General features: G+C 48.4%; 19 protein-coding genes. 14 read left to right on the top strand and 5 right to left on the bottom strand.

The features are described 5' to 3' along the window. The first annotated feature begins 5 nt into the window (after positions 1-5). From oxc to LC084_RS21820, 7 genes are all read left to right on the top strand, one after another. Positions 6-1751, top strand: a complete 1746-nt coding sequence (gene oxc / locus LC084_RS21850; protein ID WP_226574116.1) for an oxalyl-CoA decarboxylase — start codon at positions 6-8, stop codon at positions 1749-1751. A gap of 57 nt (positions 1752-1808) precedes the next feature. Next, positions 1809-3086, top strand: coding sequence for a formyl-CoA transferase (gene frc, locus LC084_RS21845; protein WP_226574113.1), 1278 nt, complete (start codon positions 1809-1811; stop codon positions 3084-3086). A 5-nt stretch (positions 3087-3091) separates the two neighbouring features. Continuing rightward, the gene (locus LC084_RS21840) at positions 3092-3511 is read left to right on the top strand and encodes a PAS domain-containing protein (protein WP_226574110.1); all 420 of its coding nucleotides are present in this window, start codon (positions 3092-3094) and stop codon (positions 3509-3511) included. A 98-nt stretch (positions 3512-3609) separates the two neighbouring features. Beyond that, positions 3610-4857, top strand: a complete 1248-nt coding sequence (gene frc, locus LC084_RS21835; protein ID WP_226574108.1) for a formyl-CoA transferase — start codon at positions 3610-3612, stop codon at positions 4855-4857. Positions 4858-5472: 615 nt separating this feature from the next. After that, on the top strand, positions 5473-7104 hold the full coding sequence (locus LC084_RS21830; RefSeq protein WP_226574106.1) for a sodium/sugar symporter: 1632 nt from the start codon (positions 5473-5475) through the stop codon (positions 7102-7104). Between the two features lie 273 nt (positions 7105-7377). Next, positions 7378-9243: a putative nucleotidyltransferase substrate binding domain-containing protein gene (locus LC084_RS21825; RefSeq protein ID WP_226574104.1), complete on the top strand. Its 1866-nt coding sequence runs from the start codon at positions 7378-7380 to the stop codon at positions 9241-9243. Between the two features lies 1 nt (position 9244). After that, the gene (locus tag LC084_RS21820) at positions 9245-9970 is read left to right on the top strand and encodes an exonuclease domain-containing protein (protein ID WP_226574102.1); all 726 of its coding nucleotides are present in this window, start codon (positions 9245-9247) and stop codon (positions 9968-9970) included. Positions 9971-10043: 73 nt separating this feature from the next. On the opposite strand, the gene LC084_RS21815 is transcribed toward LC084_RS21820, so the two are convergent. Then, positions 10044-11231: a MalY/PatB family protein gene (locus LC084_RS21815; protein ID WP_226574100.1), complete on the bottom strand. Its 1188-nt coding sequence runs from the start codon at positions 11229-11231 to the stop codon at positions 10044-10046. A gap of 66 nt (positions 11232-11297) precedes the next feature. Next, positions 11298-12869: a maltose/glucose-specific PTS transporter subunit IIBC gene (gene malX, locus LC084_RS21810; RefSeq protein WP_226574098.1), complete on the bottom strand. Its 1572-nt coding sequence runs from the start codon at positions 12867-12869 to the stop codon at positions 11298-11300. A gap of 236 nt (positions 12870-13105) precedes the next feature. Here malX and malI point away from each other — a divergent pair, with 236 nt between their 5' ends. Together malI and LC084_RS21800 are read left to right on the top strand one after the other, a co-directional pair. Continuing rightward, complete coding sequence (malI, locus tag LC084_RS21805; RefSeq protein ID WP_226574096.1) at positions 13106-14128, top strand: Mal regulon transcriptional regulator MalI; 1023 nt, start codon at positions 13106-13108, stop codon at positions 14126-14128. A 113-nt stretch (positions 14129-14241) separates the two neighbouring features. Beyond that, positions 14242-14829 (top strand): SMI1/KNR4 family protein, encoded by a 588-nt coding sequence (locus LC084_RS21800; RefSeq protein WP_226574093.1) that lies wholly within the window; start codon positions 14242-14244, stop codon positions 14827-14829. Between the two features lie 176 nt (positions 14830-15005). Here LC084_RS21800 and LC084_RS21795 read toward each other — a convergent pair whose 3' ends face one another. Next, positions 15006-15290: a YjcB family protein gene (locus LC084_RS21795; RefSeq protein ID WP_226574091.1), complete on the bottom strand. Its 285-nt coding sequence runs from the start codon at positions 15288-15290 to the stop codon at positions 15006-15008. A gap of 618 nt (positions 15291-15908) precedes the next feature. Between LC084_RS21795 and LC084_RS21790 the strand changes: the two genes are divergently transcribed. Both LC084_RS21790 and LC084_RS21785 read left to right on the top strand, forming a co-directional pair. After that, positions 15909-17339, top strand: coding sequence for a sensor domain-containing diguanylate cyclase (locus tag LC084_RS21790; RefSeq protein WP_226574088.1), 1431 nt, complete (start codon positions 15909-15911; stop codon positions 17337-17339). Between the two features lie 343 nt (positions 17340-17682). Further along, positions 17683-19272 carry an EAL domain-containing protein gene (locus tag LC084_RS21785; protein WP_226574085.1) on the top strand — a complete coding sequence of 530 codons (1590 nt, stop codon included), beginning with the start codon at positions 17683-17685 and terminating at the stop codon, positions 19270-19272. A 9-nt stretch (positions 19273-19281) separates the two neighbouring features. Here LC084_RS21785 and soxS read toward each other — a convergent pair whose 3' ends face one another. Further along, positions 19282-19605, bottom strand: coding sequence for a superoxide response transcriptional regulator SoxS (soxS, locus tag LC084_RS21780; RefSeq protein ID WP_226574082.1), 324 nt, complete (start codon positions 19603-19605; stop codon positions 19282-19284). A gap of 84 nt (positions 19606-19689) precedes the next feature. On the opposite strand from soxS, the gene soxR reads away from it, so the two are divergent. The 3 genes from soxR (at position 19690) to LC084_RS21765 (ending at position 22843) form a co-directional block, all read left to right on the top strand. Then, positions 19690-20148 (top strand): redox-sensitive transcriptional activator SoxR, encoded by a 459-nt coding sequence (gene soxR / locus LC084_RS21775; protein ID WP_226574080.1) that lies wholly within the window; start codon positions 19690-19692, stop codon positions 20146-20148. A gap of 348 nt (positions 20149-20496) precedes the next feature. Then, entirely contained in the window at positions 20497-21165 is a 669-nt protein-coding gene (locus tag LC084_RS21770; RefSeq protein WP_226574078.1) for a glutathione S-transferase family protein, read from the top strand. A gap of 328 nt (positions 21166-21493) precedes the next feature. Further along, entirely contained in the window at positions 21494-22843 is a 1350-nt protein-coding gene (locus tag LC084_RS21765) for an NCS2 family permease (RefSeq protein WP_226574075.1), read from the top strand. 105 nt (positions 22844-22948) lie between these two features. Here the strand turns inward: LC084_RS21765 and LC084_RS21760 are convergent. Beyond that, the coding region (locus LC084_RS21760; protein WP_226574072.1) for a hypothetical protein at positions 22949-23130 on the bottom strand (182 nt) is incomplete at its 5' end.

The following is a 23130-nucleotide window of genomic DNA, read 5'->3' as shown; positions in this document are numbered from 1 at the left end:
TTTATATGTGTAGCATTATTGAGCTTGAAAAAGAAGTCGATTCTGAAACAAAACAGCCGGTATTAACGGATGGATTTCATCTCTTCCTTGATGCACTTAAATTGAATGGTATTGATACATTATTTGGTTTACCCGGGATTCCGATTACTGATCTTTTGCGCATGGCACAAGCAGAAGGCATGCGTGTCATTTCTTTCCGTCATGAGCAAAACGCCGGTAATGCCGCTGCAGCCGCTGGTTTTCTGACAGGGAAACCGGGTGTGTGTATGACAGTTTCCGCGCCGGGCTTCCTCAATGGCCTGACTGCGTTAGCTAACGCCACTACCAACTGCTTCCCAATGATTCTGATAAGTGGTTCCAGTGAACGTGAAATTGTTGACCTGCAACAGGGCGATTATGAAGAAATGGACCAGTTGGCGATTGCCCGGCCAATGTGTAAAGCCGCATTTCGTGTACTGCGTGCTCAGGATATTGGTATCGGGATCGCACGGGCGATTCGTGCCGCAGTCTCTGGCCGCCCTGGTGGGGTCTATTTGGATTTGCCTGCGAAACTGTTCTCGCAAACCATGCCTGAAGAAGAAGGGAATAAGTCCTTAATTAAAGTGGTTGATGCTGCGCCATCTCAGCGCCCGGCTGAAGAAGCAGTGGAGCGTGCAATTACGTTACTCAAAGGCGCCAAAAAGCCACTTATCCTGCTGGGTAAGGGGGCCGCTTATTCACGTGCAGACCAGGAAATTCGCGAGTTAGTCGAAAAAACAGGGATCCCCTATTTGCCAATGTCCATGGCGAAGGGGCTGCTCCCGGATACCCATGAACTCTCTGCTGCTGCTACACGCTCCTATGTTTTACAGGAAGCGGATGTTGTGGTGTTGGTTGGCGCGCGTCTGAACTGGCTGCTTTCCCACGGTAAAGGCAAAACCTGGGGCCAGGCAAACGGGCCGAAGAAATTTATCCAGATAGATATTTGCCCGGGGGAAATTGACAGCAACGTCGCCATTGATGCACCGCTGATTGGTGATGTGGGTTCCTGTGTGCGCGCTCTGTTGGCCCGTATTGGCAATGACTGGGCGAAGCCATCACAGGAATGGACTGGCCCCATTGCAGAACGCAAAGCCAAAAACCTTGGAAAAATGGCTGACAAGCTGGCTGAACGCCCATCGCCAATGAATTTCCACAGCGCACTCAGCGTGGTTAAAGAAATTGTCCGGGATAACCCGGAAGCCATTGTCGTTAGTGAAGGTGCCAACACCCTCGATTTTGCCCGCAGCATTGTGGATATGTACCTGCCACGTAAACGCCTGGATGTAGGGACGTGGGGTGTGATGGGCATTGGTATGGGCTTCGCCGTTGCTGGTGCCGTGGTAACCGGTAATCGGGTCATTGCCATCGAAGGGGATTCTGCCTTCGGTTTCAGTGGGATGGAAGTTGAAACCATTTGCCGCTACCAACTGCCAGTGTGCGTGGTGGTCTTCAACAACAACGGTATTTATAAGGGCACAGACAAGAATGCCTCTGGTGGCACGGACACTGCACCCACTGTGTTCGTGAAAAATGCCCGCTACGAAATGATGATGCAGGCCTTCGGTGGCGTTGGTGTGCAAGTCACCACAACTGGCGAATTGCAGCAGGCAATGAATGAGGCCCTGGCTTCAGGAAAACCCACATTAATTAATGTCGCCATTGATGAAACTGTTGGGACAGAGAGTGGGCGTATTACCAATCTGAATCCGGCTAAAGCCGTTAAGAAGTAAGCCATTTTCACCATAGTGATGTGTGGCTGTTAAAAAATATATGATGGAGATTAAATTATGAACAGTAACAACAATCTGCCTTTGGCCGGCGTTCGGATCATCGATTTCACCCATGTTCAGGCAGGCCCTGCCTGTACGCAAATGTTGGCCTGGTTTGGTGCTGACGTTATCAAAATTGAACGCCCTGGCTCTGGTGATATTACCCGTAATCAATTACGTGATATTCCCGATGCAGATGCACTGTATTTCACCATGCTTAACAGCAATAAACGTTCTTTGACTCTGAATACAAAAACAGAAGAGGGTAAAGAAGTGCTGGTTAAGCTGATTAAAGAATGCGATGTCATGGTGGAAAACTTTGGTCCGGGTGCTCTGGACCGTATGGGGTTCACCTGGGAATATATTCAGGAACTGAACCCCCGCATGATTCTGGCATCAGTAAAAGGCTTTAGCGAAGGTCACCATTATGAACATTTGCGGGCCTATGAGAACGTAGCCCAGTGTGCAGGTGGGGCGGCTTCAACAACCGGCTGGTGGAAAGGGGAGAATGCCGGCCCGACAATTTCTGCCGCAGCTCTTGGCGACAGCAATACTGGGATGCATTTAGCCATCGGTATTCTTACCGCTTACATTGGCCGCCAGAAAACCGGGCGCGGGCAAAAAGTGGCCTGCGCCATGCAGGATGCCGTACTTAACTTGTGCCGTGTGAAAATGCGTGACCAGTTGCGCCTTGACAGAGTCGGTTACCTGGAAGAATACCCGCAATACCCTCACGAACCTTTCACCGATGTCGTGCCGCGCGGCGGGAATGCCGGTGGTGGTGGCCAGCCTGGCTGGATCCTGAAGTGTAAAGGATGGGAAACCGACCCAAATGCCTACATCTATTTCACCATACAAGATTTGGTCTGGACACCCATTTGCGAAGCCATTGAACGCCCAGAATGGAAAGAGAACCCGGCCTATACCACGCCGAAAGCGCGCCAGCCACATATCATGGATATTTTCGGTGCTATTGAAAGCTACATTCTGGCTACAGATAAAGACAAATATGCCGCGGTAGAATACTTCGGTAAGTTCGGCATCCCCTGTGCACCAGTAATGTCTATGAAAGAATTGCTGCACGATGAATCACTGCTGAAGAGTGGCTCGATTGTTGAAGTGCCGCATAAAGTGCGCGGAAGCTACTGGACAGTGGGTTGCCCTATCAAGTTCTCTGACCTGAAACCGACCATCACGGCTTCTCCGTTACTGGGGGAACATACCGATGAAGTTCTGAAAGAACTCGGTTATTCAACGCAACAAATCGCCGCTATCCACGCTGCGAAGGCAGTCTGATTGCTATGGCACTCTCTTTGCAACACTTCCTGTCTGTGATTGGTGATGCCGTTGTTATTGCTGATGCGAACGGCATCATCACCACCTGGAATTGTGCCGCTGAAGCAATGTTTGGTTATGCACAGAGTGAGGCCTTAGGTGCCTCACTTGACATCATCATTCCTGAGAAATACCGCATGCGTCATGCCGCGGGCTTTGAGCAGACGATGAATACGGGAAAGAACCGCTACGGTACATCACTGTTACATGTACCTGCGATGAAACGTGATGGCAGCTCTATTTCTATTGCTTTCTCAATTGCATTAGTTTTGGGGGAAGCGGGCAAGCCTGAGTCGATAATCGCCATTATTCGTGATGAAACGCAGCGTTTCCAGGAAGAACGCGCTTTACGCAAACGGCTTGCTGAACTCGGGAATGGGGAATAACCCGGAATAATATTGATGGGTGAAAACCCCGGCTGAATACTTCAGTGCAGTTATTTCAACAAATTCATTATTGATGAATAAAGAAAAGGATGGCTGTGATGAAAAAGGCATTGGACGGAATTAAAATTATTGATTTTACACATGTGCAGTCCGGACCGAGTTGTACCCAATTACTGGCATGGATGGGGGCAGATGTTATTAAAGTCGAACGTGTTGATGAAGGAGACGCAACACGTAAACAGTTGCGGGATATCCCCGATGTGGACAGCCTTTATTTTACTATGCTGAATCACAATAAACGCGCAATTACATTAAATACAAAATCTCCGGAAGGGAAAGAAATATTAGACAGTCTTATCGCCACTAGCGATGTATTAGTTGAGAACTTTGCACCAGGTGCACTGGACAGAATGGGAATGACCTGGGAGCATATTCATTCGGTAAACCCCAGAATGATACTGGCATCGGTAAAAGGGTTTGGTGCTGGCCGTTATGAAGAGTGTAAGTCTTATGAAAATGTCGCACAGTGTGCTGGGGGTGCGGCTTCAACAACCGGGTTTGATGACGGTGTACCGGTAGTTACCAGTGCGCAAATCGGGGATTCTGGTTCAGGTTTACATCTGGCTCTGGGGATTGTTTCTGCACTATTCCAGCGTGTGACCAGTGGGCGCGGCCAGAAAGTTTCTGTTGCTATGCAGGATGCAGTGCTTAATCTTTGCCGGGTAAAATTACGTGACCAGCAACGGCTGGAACGTACTGGTGTACTTGAAGAATACCCGCAATATACGCACAAACCTTTTGGTGTTGCCGTGCCGCGCGCGGGTAATGCTTCTGGTGGTGGGCAGCCTGGTGCGGTGCTGAAATGTAAAGGCTGGGAAACTGATCAGAATGCCTATATTTACTTTATTCTTCAGGCCGCAGTATGGCCTGCGGTGTGTAAAGTGATTGGTGAGGAAAGTTGGGCTGATGATGAAGCAATGAATACGCCTCAGGCAAGGTTGCCACAGTTGCAGTCTATTTTTCAGCGTATTGAGCAATGGACAACAAAGCACTCTAAATATGATGTGGTGGAAATATTAAAACATTATAATGTGCCTTGTGGGCCAGTTCTTTCAATGAAAGAGATAGCAGAAGATTACGATTTACAAGCCAGTGGAAGTATTGTTGAAGTCAATCATCCTGTACGTGGTAAGTATAAAACTGTGGGCATGCCTATAAAAATGTCCGACAGCCCAGTTGATATTACTTCTTCTCCATTGCGGGGGGAACATACTGCAGCGGTATTACATGACCTGGGTTATAGTGCGCCCGAAATTAATTTATTGCGTGAAAAACATGTCATCTGAATGATTTTACCAGAAGTCAATTTTTACGGCTGCTGAGCCGGGAGTATTAATTATTATATTTTTTACGTTGAGTAGTCTTCCTCTCTTCTCATTATAATAAAGTACCTCAGTGGTATAAGTACGTGGCTTTGATACTCCGGATGGGAACATTCGGAGTTTTTTTATTCAGAAATCACCTGTACTCCTTCTCATTTTTAGCCGCCCAGGTTTTAACACTGTTGGTGAATACGGGCACGGTGGTTTTTGTGCCTCGCTGTAACGCTTCTGAAAGTACCGGGCATTTGCCCTGAACTGCCCTGAAGATGATAACCCGGCGGTACTCATGTGTTCGCAAGATACGGTGTGATACATGTTGATTCACAGCAAAAACCATTGTAACCGATTTCAGAGACTCCAAAAAACCATGCTATCTGGTTATGTCAATGTAACTTAATCAAAATTACACACTGGTACTTACTTTTTATAACTATATGATTAATATTAATTTTAATATTATTTTAATTTACATAATGAAATTAAAGTTAAAACATGTGAGATAACAGACATTATTAGTTAGTGGTAGCGATTACACTCCCTGCTATCAAACAGCTTTTGGGTGAAGGATAGGAGTGGCAGATGGCTAACATCGAGAACGGCTTAGGCACCCTGGACTTTATGGTTTTCGCCGTTTACGTTGCGATAATCATTGGGGTCGGGATCTGGGTTTCCAGAGACAAGAAAGGAAGTAAAAAGAGTACAGAAGACTATTTCCTGGCAGGGAAATCACTGCCCTGGTGGGCGGTTGGGGCATCATTGATTGCCGCGAATATCTCCGCTGAACAGTTCATTGGTATGTCTGGTTCGGGCTATTCTATTGGCCTGGCTATCGCATCCTACGAATGGATGTCAGCAATCACGCTGATTATTGTGGGTAAATACTTCCTGCCGGTCTTTATTGAGAAAGGCATTTATACCATTCCTGAGTTTGTTGAAAAGCGTTACAACAAGAACCTGAAGACCATTCTGGCTATCTTCTGGATTGCCTTGTATATCTTCGTCAACCTCACTTCCGTGCTCTACCTGGGTGGCCTGGCGCTGGAAACTATCCTCGGGATCCCAATGATTTACTCCATCATTGGCCTGGCTGTCTTTGCGCTGGTTTATTCGCTGTATGGTGGCCTTTCTGCCGTCGTGTGGACCGACGTGATTCAGGTGTTCTTCCTGGTACTCGGTGGCCTGATGACAACCTGGATGGCCGTCTCCTTTATTGGCGGTGATGGTGGCTTCCTGTCCGGCTTCGGCAAAATGTTTGATGCCGCACCTGAACACTTCCAGATGATCCTCGACCAAAGCAACCCGCAGTATATGAACTTGCCGGGTATTGCTGTGTTGATTGGTGGCCTGTGGGTTGCCAACCTGTATTACTGGGGCTTCAACCAGTACATTATCCAGCGTACTCTGGCGGCGAAATCTGTTCCGGAAGCACAGAAAGGTATTCTGTTTGCTGCCTTCCTGAAACTGATTGTTCCGTTCCTGGTGGTTATTCCGGGTATCGCGGCTTATGTCATTACCCAGTCTCCGGAACTGATGGCGCAAATGGGTTCTGTTGCGGCACATAACCTGCCAAGTGTTGCACATGCCGATAAAGCTTACCCGTGGCTGACTCAGTTCCTGCCTGCTGGTATTAAAGGCATTGTGTTTGCGGCACTGGCTGCAGCAATTGTGTCTTCCCTGGCATCCATGCTGAACTCCACAGCGACCATTTTCACCATGGATATCTATAAAGCGCACATCGCACCGAATACCGGTGACCACAAACTGGTTAACGTTGGGCGTATTTCCGCTGTAGTGGCTTTGATTATTGCCTGCTTTGTTGCGCCTATGCTGGGTGGCATCGGACAGGCGTTCCAGTATATTCAGGAATATACTGGTCTGGTGAGCCCGGGTATCCTGGCGGTCTTCCTGCTGGGTCTGTTTTGGAAAAAAACCACCAGTAAAGGCGCTATCGTTGGGGTTGTGGCATCCATTCCGTTTGCACTGTTCCTGAAGTTCATGCCGCTGAACATGCCGTTTATGGACCAGATGCTGTATACCCTGCTGTTTACTATCGTGGTTATTGCCTTCACCAGCCTGAGCACATCAGAGCAGGATGATGACAGCGGTGCAATTCATGTTACTGCCGCCACCTTTAAAACAGAGCGTAGTTTTAACGTCGCGGCTTATGCCATTGTTGTGATACTGGCTGTTCTGTACGCACTGTTCTGGTAAGACACGGCAGGTTTTTATTGGGTGGCACCCTCAGGTTCTGTGCGGACATGAGGTTTGTCATCAGCTTCAGGCCTTCAGTAGAAGGCCTCAGATTGATGAAAAAGAAGGAAAAAGCGTGGTTTTCCCTTCTTTTTAGTTAGCGGGCGAAAATCAATGAATTGATTTTCCTGGTTTTTTACTTGGTGGCACCCTCTGGTTCTGTACGTACATGAGGTTTGTCATCAGACTCAGGCCTTCAGTAGAAGGCCTTTGTTGTTTATGGCGGAGGTGTTGATGAATGATGAATTACTGCCAAATATCATAAACTTTCTGCAATCGCTGAAGCCTTTTGAATCGCTGCCTGTTTCTGTGCTGGATAGTATTTCCCGCCATATGGAAATTCTCTGGCTGGCACAGGATGACGTGCTGCAGTACCCGCCAGATAACCAGGAATACCTCTATTTTATTCGTTCTGGTGTGGTTGAGCAGCGCCATAAAGATGGCAGCCTGCGCGCCAAACTGGGCAGTGATGATCTGTTCGGTTTCAGCCTGCATGCCAGCCCGGAACAACAGGTGGCTGATTATACGGTGCGGGCGCTGGAAAGCTCACTTATCTACCGTATTGTTTACGCGCACCTGATTGATGCGCTGGCCGGTTACCCGCACATTATTTCGCAACTGGCGCGCAGTGCGTGGGCCCGCATGGCGTCAGCGGTTGAAGTTCAATGGTCAGACACCGATAAAGGCTTGTTCTTTAAGCCAGTGACAGAAGTTGCCAGCCGGAATATAGCACTGGTTAAACCGGGCGATACCATCCAGCAGGTTGCGCACCAGATGCGTAATGTCGTGCGTACTACCTGTGCTTTTGTTGTCGATGACGCGGGCCGCCTGGTCGGTATGATGACGGACAAAGACATGACTCGCCGGGTGGTGGCGCAAGGGGTTGATATTCAACGGCCGGTAGCAGATGTGATGACCGCCTCTCTGCACACCGTGCAGGATGACCAGCGGGTGTTGCGTGCCACATTGCTGATGATGCAATACAACATCCAGAATATCCCGGTGCTCAATGCCCGCCAGCAACCTGTGGGGCTGATAACCCCTCAACAGCTTATTCAGAAAAACAGCGTTCAGGCGATATTTTTAATCGACCAAATCAGCCGGGCAGATTCCGTCGCTGCATTGCAGGCATTGTTGCCCGTGCGGGAAGCCATTTTTGCGGCACTGGTAGATGGTAACGTGGCAACCGACATCATTGGTGATGTTATGACCATGATTTACGATGCCTTTACCCGCCGCCTGATAGCCATGGCGATTCACTATTTTGGCGAGCCGCCCTGCGCCTGGAGCTGGGTAGTCGCAGGGTCTCATGCCCGTAATGAAGTGCATATGTCTTCCGACCAGGATAATGCATTGATTCTTGAAGACAGCGCCACTGAACGTGACCTGCGCTACTTTAACCACTTCGCCATGTACATTTGCAAAGGGCTGGCGGAGTGCGGTTATACCTTGTGCAGTGGCCGGTTTATGGCGGCCACGTCTAAATGGTGCCAGCGCGAAAGAGTCTGGTGCCATTATTACCGTAAATGGGCAACTAACCCGGAATATGAATACCTGCTCAACCTAAATGTATTTGTTGAGCTGCGCTGCCTGGATGGGGACCCGGCGCTGTTTGCCAGGGTGGACGATTACCGCCATCAGCAAGTGAGCAATAACCCACGGCTTATGGTTTCATTGTTGCGTAATGCACTGCGTATGCGCCCCCCTTTGGGTATCTTCCATAATCTGGTACTGGAAAAAAATGGCGATAACCAGAAGGTACTGAATATCAAAGATGCCTCTATTCACTGCCTGGTGGATTTGGTGCGCATTTACAGTTTGCACCAGGGGTTACGGCAACTGAATACTGGTGAGCGTATTCAGGCACTCATTGAAGCAGGGGTTCTGAACCATGCCTCTGGGGAGAATATGTCTGGCACCTGGCATTATGTAAACCAGTTACGTTACGTTCACCAGCGTGAAGCCCTGAAACGCGGAGATAACCCGGACAACATCCTGCAACCTGCGCGTTTCGGTAGTTTTGAACGCCAGCACCTGAAAGACGCTTTCCGGATTATCAGCGGTTTTCAGGATGCCGCGAAAATGCACTTCGGGCTATAAGATGCGTTGGCCTGCTCCTCGTCGTTCTGCCTGGCAACGCCTTGCGCACCGCTACGCACATCAGGCCAGTTTACCCTGGCAAGGGGCACTGGCTCAGTTATTTTCCCGGCCACTGGCTGGTGAAAATGCACCTCTGTTCGGGCAAACCATTCTGGCGCTGGATTTTGAAACCAGTGGCCTGAACCCGGAACAGGACAATATTGTCAGTATCGGGTTTGTGGCATTGCAGGCGGGCATTATCCGCCTCGCCTCTGCGCGGCATATGCTGGTGCAGTCGCCAGTGCCAGAACAGGGAGATGCAATTCGGTTACATCATATTCTGCCCCAAATGCAGCGCCAGGGGCTGCCACTGGCAGAAGCACTGGAAAGCGTATGGCAGGCGCTGGATGGGCAAGTGGTATTAGGGCATGGCACCGTGGTTGAACAGGCGTTTATTGAGTGCTTTTTCAAGCATGCGGGGCTGCCTGCCCCCGCCCTGATTTGGCTGGATACGCTGAATATCGAAAAATCATTACCCCGGCCCTGGGGAATGGAGCAAGAGCCGCGTGGTTACTGGCAACTGGCTGAAGTCCGCCGCCGTTACGGGCTGCCGGATTACCCGGCGCACCATGCGCTGGTGGATGCGGTGGCTTGTGCTGAGCTACTGCTGGTGCAAATCGACCGGTTATTCCGCCACACAGCTGCCAGTGCCACAGTTGGGGATCTGTACTTGTATTCGCAACCCTGACGCTATTTGTCACACACACTGTTTGCCACACATACAAAAGGGAAGAGTGCTCGCGCAAACTTCCCCTGGTTGCTTACCGCTGCAGTTTAATCGCCTGGATTAATGCCGCCACACCTTGCTCCACTTTGGCGCGCGGGCACCCAAGGTTGAGCCGCAAGTAACCACGGCCAGATTCCCCGTACACCTCGCCAGGCATAATAGCAACGTGAAACTGTTCGATTAATGCCTGGTGAAGCTCTGCCATATTGAGCTTCAACGGCCGCAGGTCCAGCCACGCCAGGTAGGTTGCATCGGGCAGTTGGTAGACTATTTCAGGGAATGCACTGTGCAGTGTTTCCTGTAAATACACATGATTCGCCCGAACATAGTTATTCAGTGCATCAAGCCATTCAGCGCCTTCGTGGTAGGCTGCCATGGTTGCCAGAACAGCCAGAATAGAAGGTGATGAAAGGCCATCCACCTCTTTGAGTTTGTGCAGGTACCTCTCTCTGGCCTTGGGGCAGGGAAGCAACGCCCAGGCACCGTTCAGTGCCGGGATATTGAATGATTTGGATGCGGAAGTTACCAGCGCCCAGTGGTTAGATAGCCCAAAGCCGATATACGGCGTATGGGGTTTAAAACAGAGATCCATATGGATCTCATCGGAGATAACCCTGACATGGTGCTGTTCACAAAGATCGGCGAGTTTTTGTAGATCGTGCCTGCTCCACACCCGCCCGGTTGGGTTGTGTGGGCTGCATAATAAGAACAGTGTGTTATTGGTATCCGCCAGCTTGCGCGCTAAATCGCCCCAGTCGATTTCAAACCGGCCCTGCCTGTTAACCAGCGGGCTATGAATACACGCTCTTCCCTGGCCGGTAATCATTTTGTCGAACGCATCGTAAGCGGGTGTATGAAAAACAACGCCCTGCCCAGGTTCAGTCCACTGCTCAATCAGTTTAGAAACCATGTAGATAACAGATGGCCCGTAAACCACATGTTGTTTATCAATGCCACAGCTAAAACGGGACTGGCACCAATGGCTGATGGCCGATTTAAAGTCATCATGATTCCAGCGGCTGTAGCCCAAAACCGGATGTTCGAGCCGCTGCTTAAGTGCAGCTAACACGGGTTCTGGTACGGCAAAGTCCATGTCTGAAATGGTAAAAGGCAACAGGCCAGGCTGGCCGAATCTGTCCTGGACATAATCCCACTGTGTACAGTAAGTACCTGTGCGGTCGATTGGTGTATCAAAGTCAATGTTCTGCGTCATGCATATCATCCCTGGTTACACACCTTCGGTACTGGAAAGAAACGTGCCGAAGGTGAGTGTTAATCAATACTGTGATCAGCTGGCGGACATAATGGCCTGCATTTCGTTTTTCACCAGGTGAACTTGTGTGCCAATCACTACCTGCAAGTTGTGTTTATCTAATTTCACTACACCCAATGCACCCAGCGCCTTCAATTTGGCGTCGTCCACTAAGCTCATATCGTTAACGGAAAGGCGCAGGCGCGTTATGCAGTTATCCAGTGCAGTAATGTTCTCTTTTCCACCGAGTGCAGCGAGTACCGCCGCGCCTTTGCCTGATTCATTGGCAAATACTGCCTGCAGCTCTTTATCTACCCCGGTGTTATCCACTTCCCGGCCGGGTGTTTTCAGGTTGAAACGGGTAATAGCGAACTTAAACACGCCGTAGTAAACCGCGAACCAAATCCCTGCCACCACAGGCACCAAATACCATTTCGTCGCTGTGCCCTGCAGTACGCCAAATACCAGGAAGTCGATTAGATTGCCGTCGGTGTTACCGATAGTGACATCCAGCATCCCCATCAGCATAAAACCAACACCCGTCAGGATGGCGTGAATCAAATACAGAACAGGGGCAACAAACAGGAACAGGAATTCCAGTGGTTCGGTAATGCCACCAATAACGCAGGCTACAACGCCGGAAATAAGCAGCGCTTTGATTTTTGAACGGTTTTCTGGGCGGGAACAGTGGTACATCGCCAGTGCTGCACCAGGCAAACCCCCCAGAAAAGCAGGCATTTTCCCTTGAGATAAAAACGCAGTCACTTCTGGTGTGAATGCCGTGGCCGTGGGGCAAGACAGTTCAGAATAGAAGATGTTCAGTGCGCCAGAGACCGTTTGCCCACAGACATCCATCGTGCCGCCTGCTTCGGTAAAACGGACCAGTGCCACCAAAATATGATGAAGCCCAACAGGAAGCAGCAAGCGCTCGCCGGTGCCAAAAAGCATTGGGCCAAAGACCCCGGCCTTTTCAATGAAATGGCCTATGCTGTTAATTCCCGCGGCGAAGTAAGGCCAGACATAAGGAATAAATACGCCCACCACACCCAGAACAATGGCGGAAATGATGGGCACAAATCGCGCACCACCGAAGAAGGCCAGCGCATCCGGCATTTTGAATGTGTAGTAGCGCTGGTGGAGCCTGGCGACAATCACACCGACAATCACGGCACCAAGAATGCCGGTATCAATAGACTCGATGCCGATAATATTTTTTACGCCATAAGCTGCCCGTGCTGTTGCATCATCCAGCACGCCCGCGACAGTTAAGAAAAAATTGATGGCGAGGTTGAATGCCGCGTAGCCAACAAACCCCGCAAACCCTGCGACGCCTTTCTCTTCACGGGCTAAACCAAGAGGAATGGCTATTGCAAACATCACCGGTAAATAGATAAAGGCGACCAGGCCAATCTTAGTCATCCACATGAACAAGTATTGAAGCAAAGTATTATCCAGTAGTGGCAATGCATCTTTAACCGCACTACTCGATAGCGAACTGCCAATACCGAGCAAAATACCGGAAAATGCCAGCAATGCCACGGGCAACATGAAGGTCTTGCCAAGGCTTTGCAGGAACTCCCAAATGGTTGATTTATTAGCATTCGACATACCATGTCTCCAGAGTTTGATCTCTTCCAGTGCACAATCCATGAGCTGATTATGTGCATGATGTTTTTCTCTTTATCCGCACAATATACAGAGGTGAAATTTTGATAAAACGTTTTATCAAAATATCTGTGATCGTGTTAAACAAGTTTTATTTTCCGGGGTAAGAACTTTGAAAATCAGACTTATAAGGTTAAAGTTTTCTGATAAAACGTTTTTCTACTGTTAAAAGTGAATCTATGTCTGCAAAAAAGGTAACCATCACAGAAGTGGCTAAACACGCCAGTGTTTCTGTTTCTACGGTATCTATGGTGCTGGGCAACAAAGGGCGGATTTCTGCTGACACAATAGAAAAAGTAAATTCTGCAGTTGAAGAGTTGGGGTATATACGCAACCTGGCCGCGGCTAATCTGCGTTCTGGCTCGGGTGAAATCATTGGATTAATACTGAAAGACATCAGTGATCCTTACTACGCTGAAGTGGCTTCTGGCATCAGCGAAGAAGCAGAACAGCAGGGGTATATGTTGTTCCTTGCTCAAAGCGGCGACAGCCAGGAAAAATTTGAGAAATGCATGTTAACCATGGCGCGGCAAGGTGTAGGCGGGATTGCGTTTTGCCCAATAGATGAAAGCCAGCAGTTCAACATTGAGAACCTTCAAGAACATCGTTTACCTCTGGTTTGCATCGCACGTGCGCCGGTATACAAACAAGTTGATTATGTTGGGCCGGATAATATGTCTGCGGCGAAACTCGCAACTGAACATCTTATCCGCCAGGGGCACCGCAGAATTGCGTACATCGGTGGGGCAAGCCACTCTTTATGCCGGGCTGAACGTATTGGTGGGTACTGCTCTACACTCTTGCAGTTTGGTTTACCATTCCGGCCTGAATGGGTGGTCGAATGCGGTAAAAGCCAGTCCTCTGCGGCTGAGGCGGTGGAACAATTATTGTTAGCGCAGCCGCAAGTGACCGCGATGCTGTGCCACCATTCTTCAACGGCACTGGGTGCGGTTTATGGCGTCCACCGGGCGGGGCGGTCAATTGGTAAAGATCAGTTTATTGGCCAGCAAGTTTCCATTATTGGTTTTGACGATGTCGAAGAAGCGGAACTCACCGAACCCCCGCTTACTTTTGTCAATTTCAATGCGCGTGAAATGGGGCGGCAGGCCGCCAGAAGATTGATTAGCCAGCTTGGGCAGAGCGCAAATGAAGCCTACAGCCTGATCCTGCCACCAAAACTTATCATTCGCGAATCGGCATAGGTTGCGCAACATCCCATTAAGGCCAACAGACTAAAATAACGTGAAGCTAATTGACGGTTTCAGTGGGAAAACACAAGATAGCGTTTTGGTTAATTAGGCATCAGGAAGAGAGTATGACGTTGGTTGAGCGCCACCTGGAAAAAGTCAGGTTACACCTGGATGAAGAAAATCAGTCTCAGTGGGCTGTGTTACGTGGCGCAACAGCACAAGCGCTTGCGCAACTTAAAGGGCGTTACCCACAATGCCCGACTGAATTACAACAACTGCTAAATCGAGTCGATGGTACATACTGGAAAAAGTATGACGGGCAAATGGTGAATTTGCTGTTACTGGCATCCGATGTAGGCGAGGACTTCGGTTACTACCTGCTTTCCTGTGAGCAAATGCAGGAAGAACAACGTTTTGGGGATTCAATCAGCGATATTTATGGGGAATGGCTAGGCCAGGAAGATGTTATCCTGGTCGACCCGCGCATTGATACCACTATCGCGATGAGCGAACGTCTGTGCTTCGCGCATTGCCTGAATAATGGGGGTACTTCACGCCTGTATATCGATTTTCACCCTGCTCCCGGTGGGGTTTGTGGGCAGGTAGTGCGTTATCTTCATGATCCGGACAGCTATATTGTCCTGGCAAACAGTTTTGCGGAGTATATCGCCGGGGTACTGGAAAGTAATTACGCTTTTGTTAGTGAATATTAACGCGCCAGGGCGTGAAATAAACATCATCATCTTGTCCGGTGTAATAGAACACAGATGCTCATTCCCTGGCTGTTTTTATTGTGCGGGCGTAATAAAAAAGTCGCCGTGTGTTTCAATAACGTTTTGTTTTTTCGTTTTTATCTGTGAGCGGAAAGCCTTTTTGGCTACCGGAGTGGTTAACTTACCATTACTGGCCACTCAGGCGGTGTATGGCTCATAATATCAACCATCACATCTTTGAAATGTGCCCAGAAGATACTCAAGTCAACCAGCGATAACCCCAGCAATGCTGTTGCAAACCAGCAAGATGCAGCCAGGCCAAGACTGGTACTGACAAACGCCAGAGCATAGCGCTCATTTCTCCGAAAGCGAATATTCAGTGTGCTTGCCATAAACATCAGTACAGCGCTGAACAGTGGCCAGCGCATCAGCATTACGCTCATTGTTAGAGTAGTAGCCATGAAAACAATCCTCAGTAATACGGTGGCTTTCTGTGGCGGTTCTGGTAACTGGCAGCCTTAAGAAAGCACTGTGACATTGCAGGTGATGAAGCAGTCTTTAACTCATTTTTGTGAACTATATCACATTTGTTGTTTTATTCACCAGTTGACGACGATAATTTTTAAAAAATGCACCCGTGAGTTTTATGTGATTATTTTATAAGGAGAAAATAGGGTGGCAGCCTGTGATTGACAGAAAATCTCCTAAGAATAATCCTAGGCTTCATTGATTATATAATTAAAATCATATAGTTATAAATTAAGCTGTGCCGTCAGGATCGGTCTGCATTATTTACAGTCGAACTAAGCTGACTTATTATGTCGGAAGTAATTATTGACTGCACTTGTATGCCAGTTTACTGATTACTAATACTTTTTTATTAATTATTACACTGTGTTTTATCACGGTGGGTTTTTTTAGACCTTACTCAACCTTTTTCGATATTGGTTGTTATCGTTATATTTTTTGGCGCTTCACACTGTATACAGATTTATGGTCAGTTTGTATTTATAACGCAATGCGATAGCGTTGTTCAGTGAATTTTATGCGAATTCATATGGTTATGCGAAGAATTCTAAATGAAAAATGATAATACTGAGCACGATATACAGACACCTGGTTCAATATTGAATGCTCTGGCTGGGGTACTTCCGGTTATTCTTGAAAGTACCTCTCTTGAACAGGTCATTGATGCTTTTACTTGTGCACTGGGTGCGCCCATGGGCTGGGTGGCGCTTATCGAAAAAAACCAACATCTCAATGTCAGGGTGAGTGGATATTGTCCTTGCCGGGAGCAGGATGTTCACCAAATGCTTGCAGACATACGCCTGCAGTCCTGCGGGTGGAACACTATTGCATGGGAGAGAGGGGTTGGCAGGCATTTCTTTGCCCGTTCAGGGGAAGGCCTGCGTGCGCTTGAATCAGCGGTCCTGGGTAAGCTCCGTAATCAAAATGGTGAAGTCGCGGGTTATTTTTTTCTCGCATTCCCTCACCAAAACTACTCACAAAAAATACTCCGTAATCTTGCTGCTATTATTTCTGGTGAAATAAAAGAATATTTAATTAAATATTACTTCGTTCATCATTCTCTGAATGAAACAGAGAAAATAGTTACTCAATACACCACCCTTTTTTCGAATTCACCAATATTAATAAATTCATTTAGTGCAGATAATCGCTGCATATTATGGAACGGCGAATGCCAGCGATTATTTGGCTGGAACAGAGATGAATTAAATCGTTTTCCAGACCCATTGGCGCTTTTTTATCCAGACTTAACAATACGCGAGAAAGTACGGGCTTCGGTCACGACATCTCCCGGGGAGAAAATGCAGGAATGGTACCCGATTGATAAAAATGGGCGTGTATTAACGACCTTGTGGTCAAATATTTTATTGCCGGATCACTCCATTCTAAATATTGGCGTGGATATTACTGCGCGTAAACGTGAAGAACAACGCCTGGCACGCAAAGCCATTACTGACGAACTCACCAAGTGCTTCAACCGGGCCGGTGTGCTTGCGCAACTTAACGATATTCTGTTGCGTAATGGGCAACGTGTCATTCAGCATGGGATATCTGTCATTATGTTTGACCTGGATTATTTTAAACGCATTAATGACTGCTGGGGCCACTCAGCTGGCGATATTGCGCTGTCTTGTTTTGGCCGGGAATTGCAGGCACGTCCGTTACCCGGCATGGTTAGCGGCCGCCTTGGTGGGGAAGAGTTTTTAGTGATTTTACCCGAGGCAGATAGCCAGCAGGCATGGTGTTTTGTTGAACAGTTTCGCCAGCGTCTCACCAACACCCAGGTTATACCAGGTTATCAGGAACTGCGTATCTCATTTAGTGCTGGCATTCTTTCTCTGCGTACCGGTGATGTTATGTCTGCCAACGAAGTCTTAAAGCAGGTTGATGAAGCACTGTATGGCGCTAAACGCAATGGGCGGGGAATGTCTGTTATTGTAGGGGACACACCTGGGCAGGCCGTGAAAACCGCAATAAATTAAGAATTATCTTAATTTTTTTGGTATAAAAATTCGAGTTTTTACCGTCTTAGGTTATGTTACTGCTATTATTTTGCTTAGGTCGGGCTTTACTGTTCTTCACATTCCATTATCATGGTTTTTTCGCAGCCAGTGTATTTCTCATGCAATAGCTGTAATTGATTATCAAAACACCAAGTCATTTTATTTATAGCTTTAATTTATGGCTAATAGCGGGTTGTATCTCTGCAATTTAAGAAAATTAAAGGCATTCCCTATTGCTAATTTTTAGCGATTCATGCAACGTAAACGTCTATTTTTACTGATTCTCATTACCAGGTGCTATAACCGCGCTCATGAGGCATGTATGACTCTCCAGCCGTGGAAGAAAACGTTGCGAATAATCGGCGTTTTGCTGATAGTCATGCTACCTATTGTCTTTGCAATCTGGTTTGCGCGAATTCGTGCTGAAAATGATACTCAACAGCACTTGCAGGCATATGCCTCCATGATTCTTGAGAAAAGTGAAAACGTAATTCGCCATGTGAACGATGTTCGTGAAGATGCCAGCCGTTTTCGCGGTGTTCCTTGTTCGCCCGCTCATCAGGTGAGTATGCTGAGTAGCCTGCGCACTTCTATGGATGTAGACGAACTGATTTACGCCCATAATGATGACTTGATTTGCTCCACGTTTTTACACCCATCGCTACCTTTTTACCTTGGTACTCCGGACTATTCACGTGACGGTGATGTTGCTATCTATTATTTCCGCGATACGCCTTTTTTCTCCGGCCACAAAATGGTCTATATGCGTAAAGGGAATTATGTTGCGGTAGTGAATCCCCTGTCATTTGGTAACGTCATTACCAATGACAAATCGATGAAATGGGGGATTTTTGATACCCGCACAATGCGCTTCTTCTCTCTGAGTCCAGGTGTAGATGCGCAGGCTCTGTCCGGATTAATCCGGCATGACCAATCGATGTTTCGCGCCAATCAGCGGTTCTACAGCATAACCCATGCAAAACGGCCTGTTGCCGTCATTGCTTCAACCTCAGATACCCTGTTTTACAGTTTCTGGTCTCATCAAATGACCGTGACTGTGCCGTTGGGGGTTATTCTAAGTTTGCTGATTTTTATGGGCTGGTCGCGGGCGCAGCGGGAGCTAAACTCCCCCCGTCGTTTGTTGATGAATGCCATGAAGAAAAAACAGTTTCACCTGCATTATCAACCTATTGTTGACATCAAACATGGCCGTTGTGTTGGGGCGGAAGCATTACTGCGCTGGCATGGCTATTCAGGCCCTTTGATGAGCCCGGCAGTGTTTATTCCCGTGATCGAACGGGAAGGGCTGATGTCTCACCTGACTGAGTATGTTGTTGATTACGTATTTGATGATTTGGGTGAGTATCTGGCAAAAACCCCAGATATTTACATTTCAATCAACCTGTCGGCCACGGATTTTCACTCCCCTTATTTGATTGACTGGATTTCTGATAAAGCACACCAGTTCGGTGTGAAAACAGAGCAAATCAAGATTGAAGTGACAGAGCGCGGTTTTATCGATGTGGCGAAGACAACACCAGTGATTCAGGCCTTTAGGGCTGCAGGATTTGAAGTCGCCATTGATGACTTTGGTACCGGGTATTCTAACCTGCAAAACCTCTATTCACTGAATGTGGATATTCTCAAAATTGATAAGTCCTTCATTGATACACTAATTGGCCCCAATACCAGCCACCTGATTGCGGAACATATCATTGAGATGGCTCACAGCCTGCAACTCAAAACGATAGCGGAAGGTGTTGAGAATATGGAACAAGTCGCATGGTTGCTTAAGCGGGGCGTACAATTTTGCCAGGGCTGGTATTTTGCCCGGGCAATGCCATCTGATGAGTTTGAGGCCTGGCTTGCCCGAAAAACCATTTTCCCCGGCAAGCCGCACTGGGTCTTTTGATGCTACCTGTCAGGCCTGTAACCGGTAGTCAGTTGGCGTTCTGTCAAACTGGCGGCGGAAAATGCGTGAAAAGGTCTGTTGCGATACATAGCCATAGTCCATAGCAATGTCGAAAATAGGTCGTTCAGTTGTGCGTAACGCCTCTGCTGCCATTGTCAGCCTGCGCTGGCGGATATAATCACCCAGTGTTTGGTGCATTACTCCCCGAAACATCCGCTGTAAATACCACTTCGAATAGCCAGATTTTTGCGCTACAACATCAATGTTTAAAGGCTGATCAATATGTTCATCAATCCACTCAACCAGCGTTTGGATAATATCCCGATGTGACATAAGACTCCCTCGCGTTGCTCTCAATTAGAAAGTTTCATCTGGGGCGAGTATAATTCCTCAAGTTAACTTGAGGTAAAGCGGATTATGCAAAATAAATCTCCCCGGATAAAAGCGCTCCTCACGCCAGGTGAGGTTGCCAGACGTAGTGGTGTGGCGGTTTCTGCGCTGCATTTTTATGAAAGCAAAGGCTTAATTAAAAGTACGCGAAACAGCGGTAATCAGCGGCGCTATACGCGTGATGTATTGCGTTATGTGGCAATAATTAAGATTGCGCAGCGCATTGGTATACCGCTGGCAACCATTGGTGAAGCCTTTAGTGTCTTGCCCGAAGGGCATCGGCTAACCCCCGCTGAGTGGAAACAGCTTTCCTCTGAATGGCGGGAAGAACTGGACCACCGTATCAAAACATTAGAAGCCCTGCGCGATGAGCTGGATGGTTGTATTGGTTGCGGTTGCCTTTCTCGTAGCGACTGCCCATTGCGTAACCCAGGCGATAAGCTGGGTGAACAGGGGAGTGGCGCACGTCTGCTGGAAGATAAGTAAGCATCAATAACGACGAAAGCGCCATTGCTGGCGCTTTCGTTTTGCCGGACTGTCTTTCGCTCTATCCCGCATTGGGCAGGAGGGTTTCCCCCGACATCGGGGCCCCTGTGCAGCGTTATGCCTTCAGGTGCCGGTGCTCCCCGACATCAATAATTATAATGCGCTGTACGAAAAACACACAATTTTACAGGCGATTTTTTTTCTAAACATTTTCGGTTGTTTGCCGAAGCTCTTATATCTCAGGCAATTTGTTGATTGCGATTGTATTTGCACACTTTCATGTCTGATTTCCTGCAATGCGAAGTATTTTGGATATAGTTAAATAACAGTGTTCTTTAGGGGAAGAGTATGAAACTGCATCATCTCACTAACTCTCGTTCGCACAGAATTCTTTGGATGCTGGAGGAGTTAGGGGTACCTTACGAGCTGGTGTGCTATCAGCGGGAAAGTACGTTGTTGGCACCAGAAGCACTGAAACGCATTCATCCTTTGGGAAGCTCCCCTGTTCTGGAGGATAACGGCCTGGTTTTGGCGGAATCTGGTGCGATTCTGGAATATCTGCAAGAAACCTACGACGCACAAAATCAGTTCAAACCCACTACGCCGCAAGCCAAAGCGGATTACCGTTTTTGGCTGCACTACGCAGAAAGTTCATTAATGCCATTGATGGTAATGAAAACGGTTTTTGGCAACCTGGACCGGCCCCCGGTTCCAGAAATGTTCCGTAAAATCGGGGCGATGTTTGGTGAGGCGGTACAAAAAACCTGGCTAAACCGGCGCATCGACACTCATGTCAATTTTGTGGAACAACAACTGGCTGCCCATGAATGGTTTGCCGGGGATACGCTCAGTTGCGCTGATTTTCAAATGAGTTTCCCGGTGGTTGCCATGCTTGCCCGGCGCGCACCCGAAGAGCTGCCTCATGCTCGCCGTTGGCTTTCCACTGTGGAATCCCGCCCGGCCTGGCAGAAGGCTATTGAGGTTGGGGGGCCGCTCATACTCAGTGCCGGGGGGTAAGCGTGAGGCTCTTTGCTATCGCGGTACACCTAATGCTGCAATAATGTTGCAGCATTGCGCATATACGATAACGATTGCGCATCGGCTGGTTAATCCTTGGTCAATGGAACGTTTTATTTCACTAAAAGCCGCACAGTTAAGTTGAAAATGGCTATCCGATAGTTTGATAATCGCACCCTTCAAAAAACAGTCAGTGTTTTCGCTTGCGAAGTTAAACGTTTGCTTTTGTGGTGCCTCGCTTTACCTCAATCAATTGCAGGAAGTTGACGTTTGCCGGATTGCCCCTTCGCAGTAAAACCAGTCAAAAAATCTCAGGGGATTTTTCAGTATGTCTACACCTTCTCCGCGTGCCGGCGGTACTCTCGACGCCTGGTTCAAAATTTCAGCACGTGGCAGTACCGTGCGCCAGGAAGTTATTGCCGGTCTGACAACCTTCCTCGCCATGGTTTATTCCGTCATTGTGGTGCCGGGCATGCTCGGTAAAGCGGGTTTCCCACCTACTGCTGTATTTGTAGCTACTTGCCTGGTTGCGGGTTTTGGCTCACTCCTTATGGGGTTATGGGCCAACCTGCCACTGGCTATTGGTTGTGCTATCTCATTAACTGCCTTTACTGCATTCAGCCTGGTGCTGGGGCAGCACATCAGTATTCCGGTTGCGTTAGGCGCCGTTTTCCTGATGGGGGTTTTGTTCACCATTATTTCCGCAACAGGTATTCGTAGCTGGATTTTACGTAACCTGCCAGCGGGTGTTGCGCAAGGTACCGGGATTGGCATTGGCTTGTTCCTGTTACTGATTGCCGCCAATGGGGTGGGTTTGGTGATTAAAAATCCGCTGGATGGTTTACCGGTTGCATTGGGTGATTTCGCCAGCTTCCCTGTGATTATGTCGCTGATTGGTTTGGCGGTGATAATTGGCCTGGAAAAACTGAAGGTGCCGGGCGGGATTTTGATAACTATCGTCGGGGTTTCTGTTGTTGGGCTGATTTTCGACCCATCAGTACATTTCCACGGTTTCTTTCAAATGCCTTCATTGAATGATGAAAATGGTCATTCACTGATTGGCAGCCTGGATATTATGGGCGCACTGAATCCGGTTGTTTTACCCAGCGTACTGGCTTTGGTGATGACAGCCGTGTTTGACGCTACAGGTACGATTCGTGCAGTGGCGGGGCAGGCAAATCTGCTGGATAAAGACGGGCAGATTATTGATGGTGGTAAAGCACTAACCAGCGATTCGGTGAGCAGTGTGTTCTCCGGTTTGGTGGGGGCTGCACCTGCTGCTGTATATATTGAGTCTGCTGCCGGGACGGCTGCCGGGGGTAAAACTGGGCTTACTGCTGTGGTGGTTGGCTTGTTATTCCTGCTGATTATGTTCTTGTCTCCGTTGTCTTATCTGGTGCCTGCTTATGCTACTGCCCCAGCGCTGATGTATGTAGGGTTGCTGATGCTGAGCAATGTGTCGCGCCTTGATTTTGATGATTTTGTCGATGCAATGGCGGGTCTTATCACGGCGGTGTTTATTGTTCTGACTTGTAACATTGTGACCGGGATTATGCTGGGTTTTGCTGCGCTGGTGATTGGGCGTGTGGTATCTGGCGAATGGCGTAAGTTGAATATTGGTACCATTGTGATTGCTGTTGCTTTGGTGGTGTTTTATGCCGGGGGATGGGCGATTTAAGGGGCTTGCCCCTTTGTTATCCCGGTTTTGTTCACTTGATGTCAGTATGGTGAGCGTTCCGTTTACCTGAAGTGATGCTGGTTCGGTGAAAATTCCGTTTACTTTTCACAGTGTCAGTGTGGTGAAAGTTCCGTTCACTTTACGTGATGTGGTCAATGTGGCTTCACAGCCGGTGAACGTGTTAAGGGGCCCGCCCCTTAACAATCCGGTTTTCCGCGGGCAACCGGTGCTGCGCACTGCGTTCACCTCCGGGCAGTCAGCCTGCGGCCGGCTCGACTCGGCGTCCT

Origin of the sequence: Mangrovibacter yixingensis, from assembly GCF_020523985.1 — a bacterium.
GTDB lineage: Bacteria > Pseudomonadota > Gammaproteobacteria > Enterobacterales > Enterobacteriaceae > Mangrovibacter > Mangrovibacter yixingensis.
The sequence above is the reverse complement of the archived record's forward strand: the minus strand, read 5'-3'. Positions and strand labels throughout refer to the sequence as shown.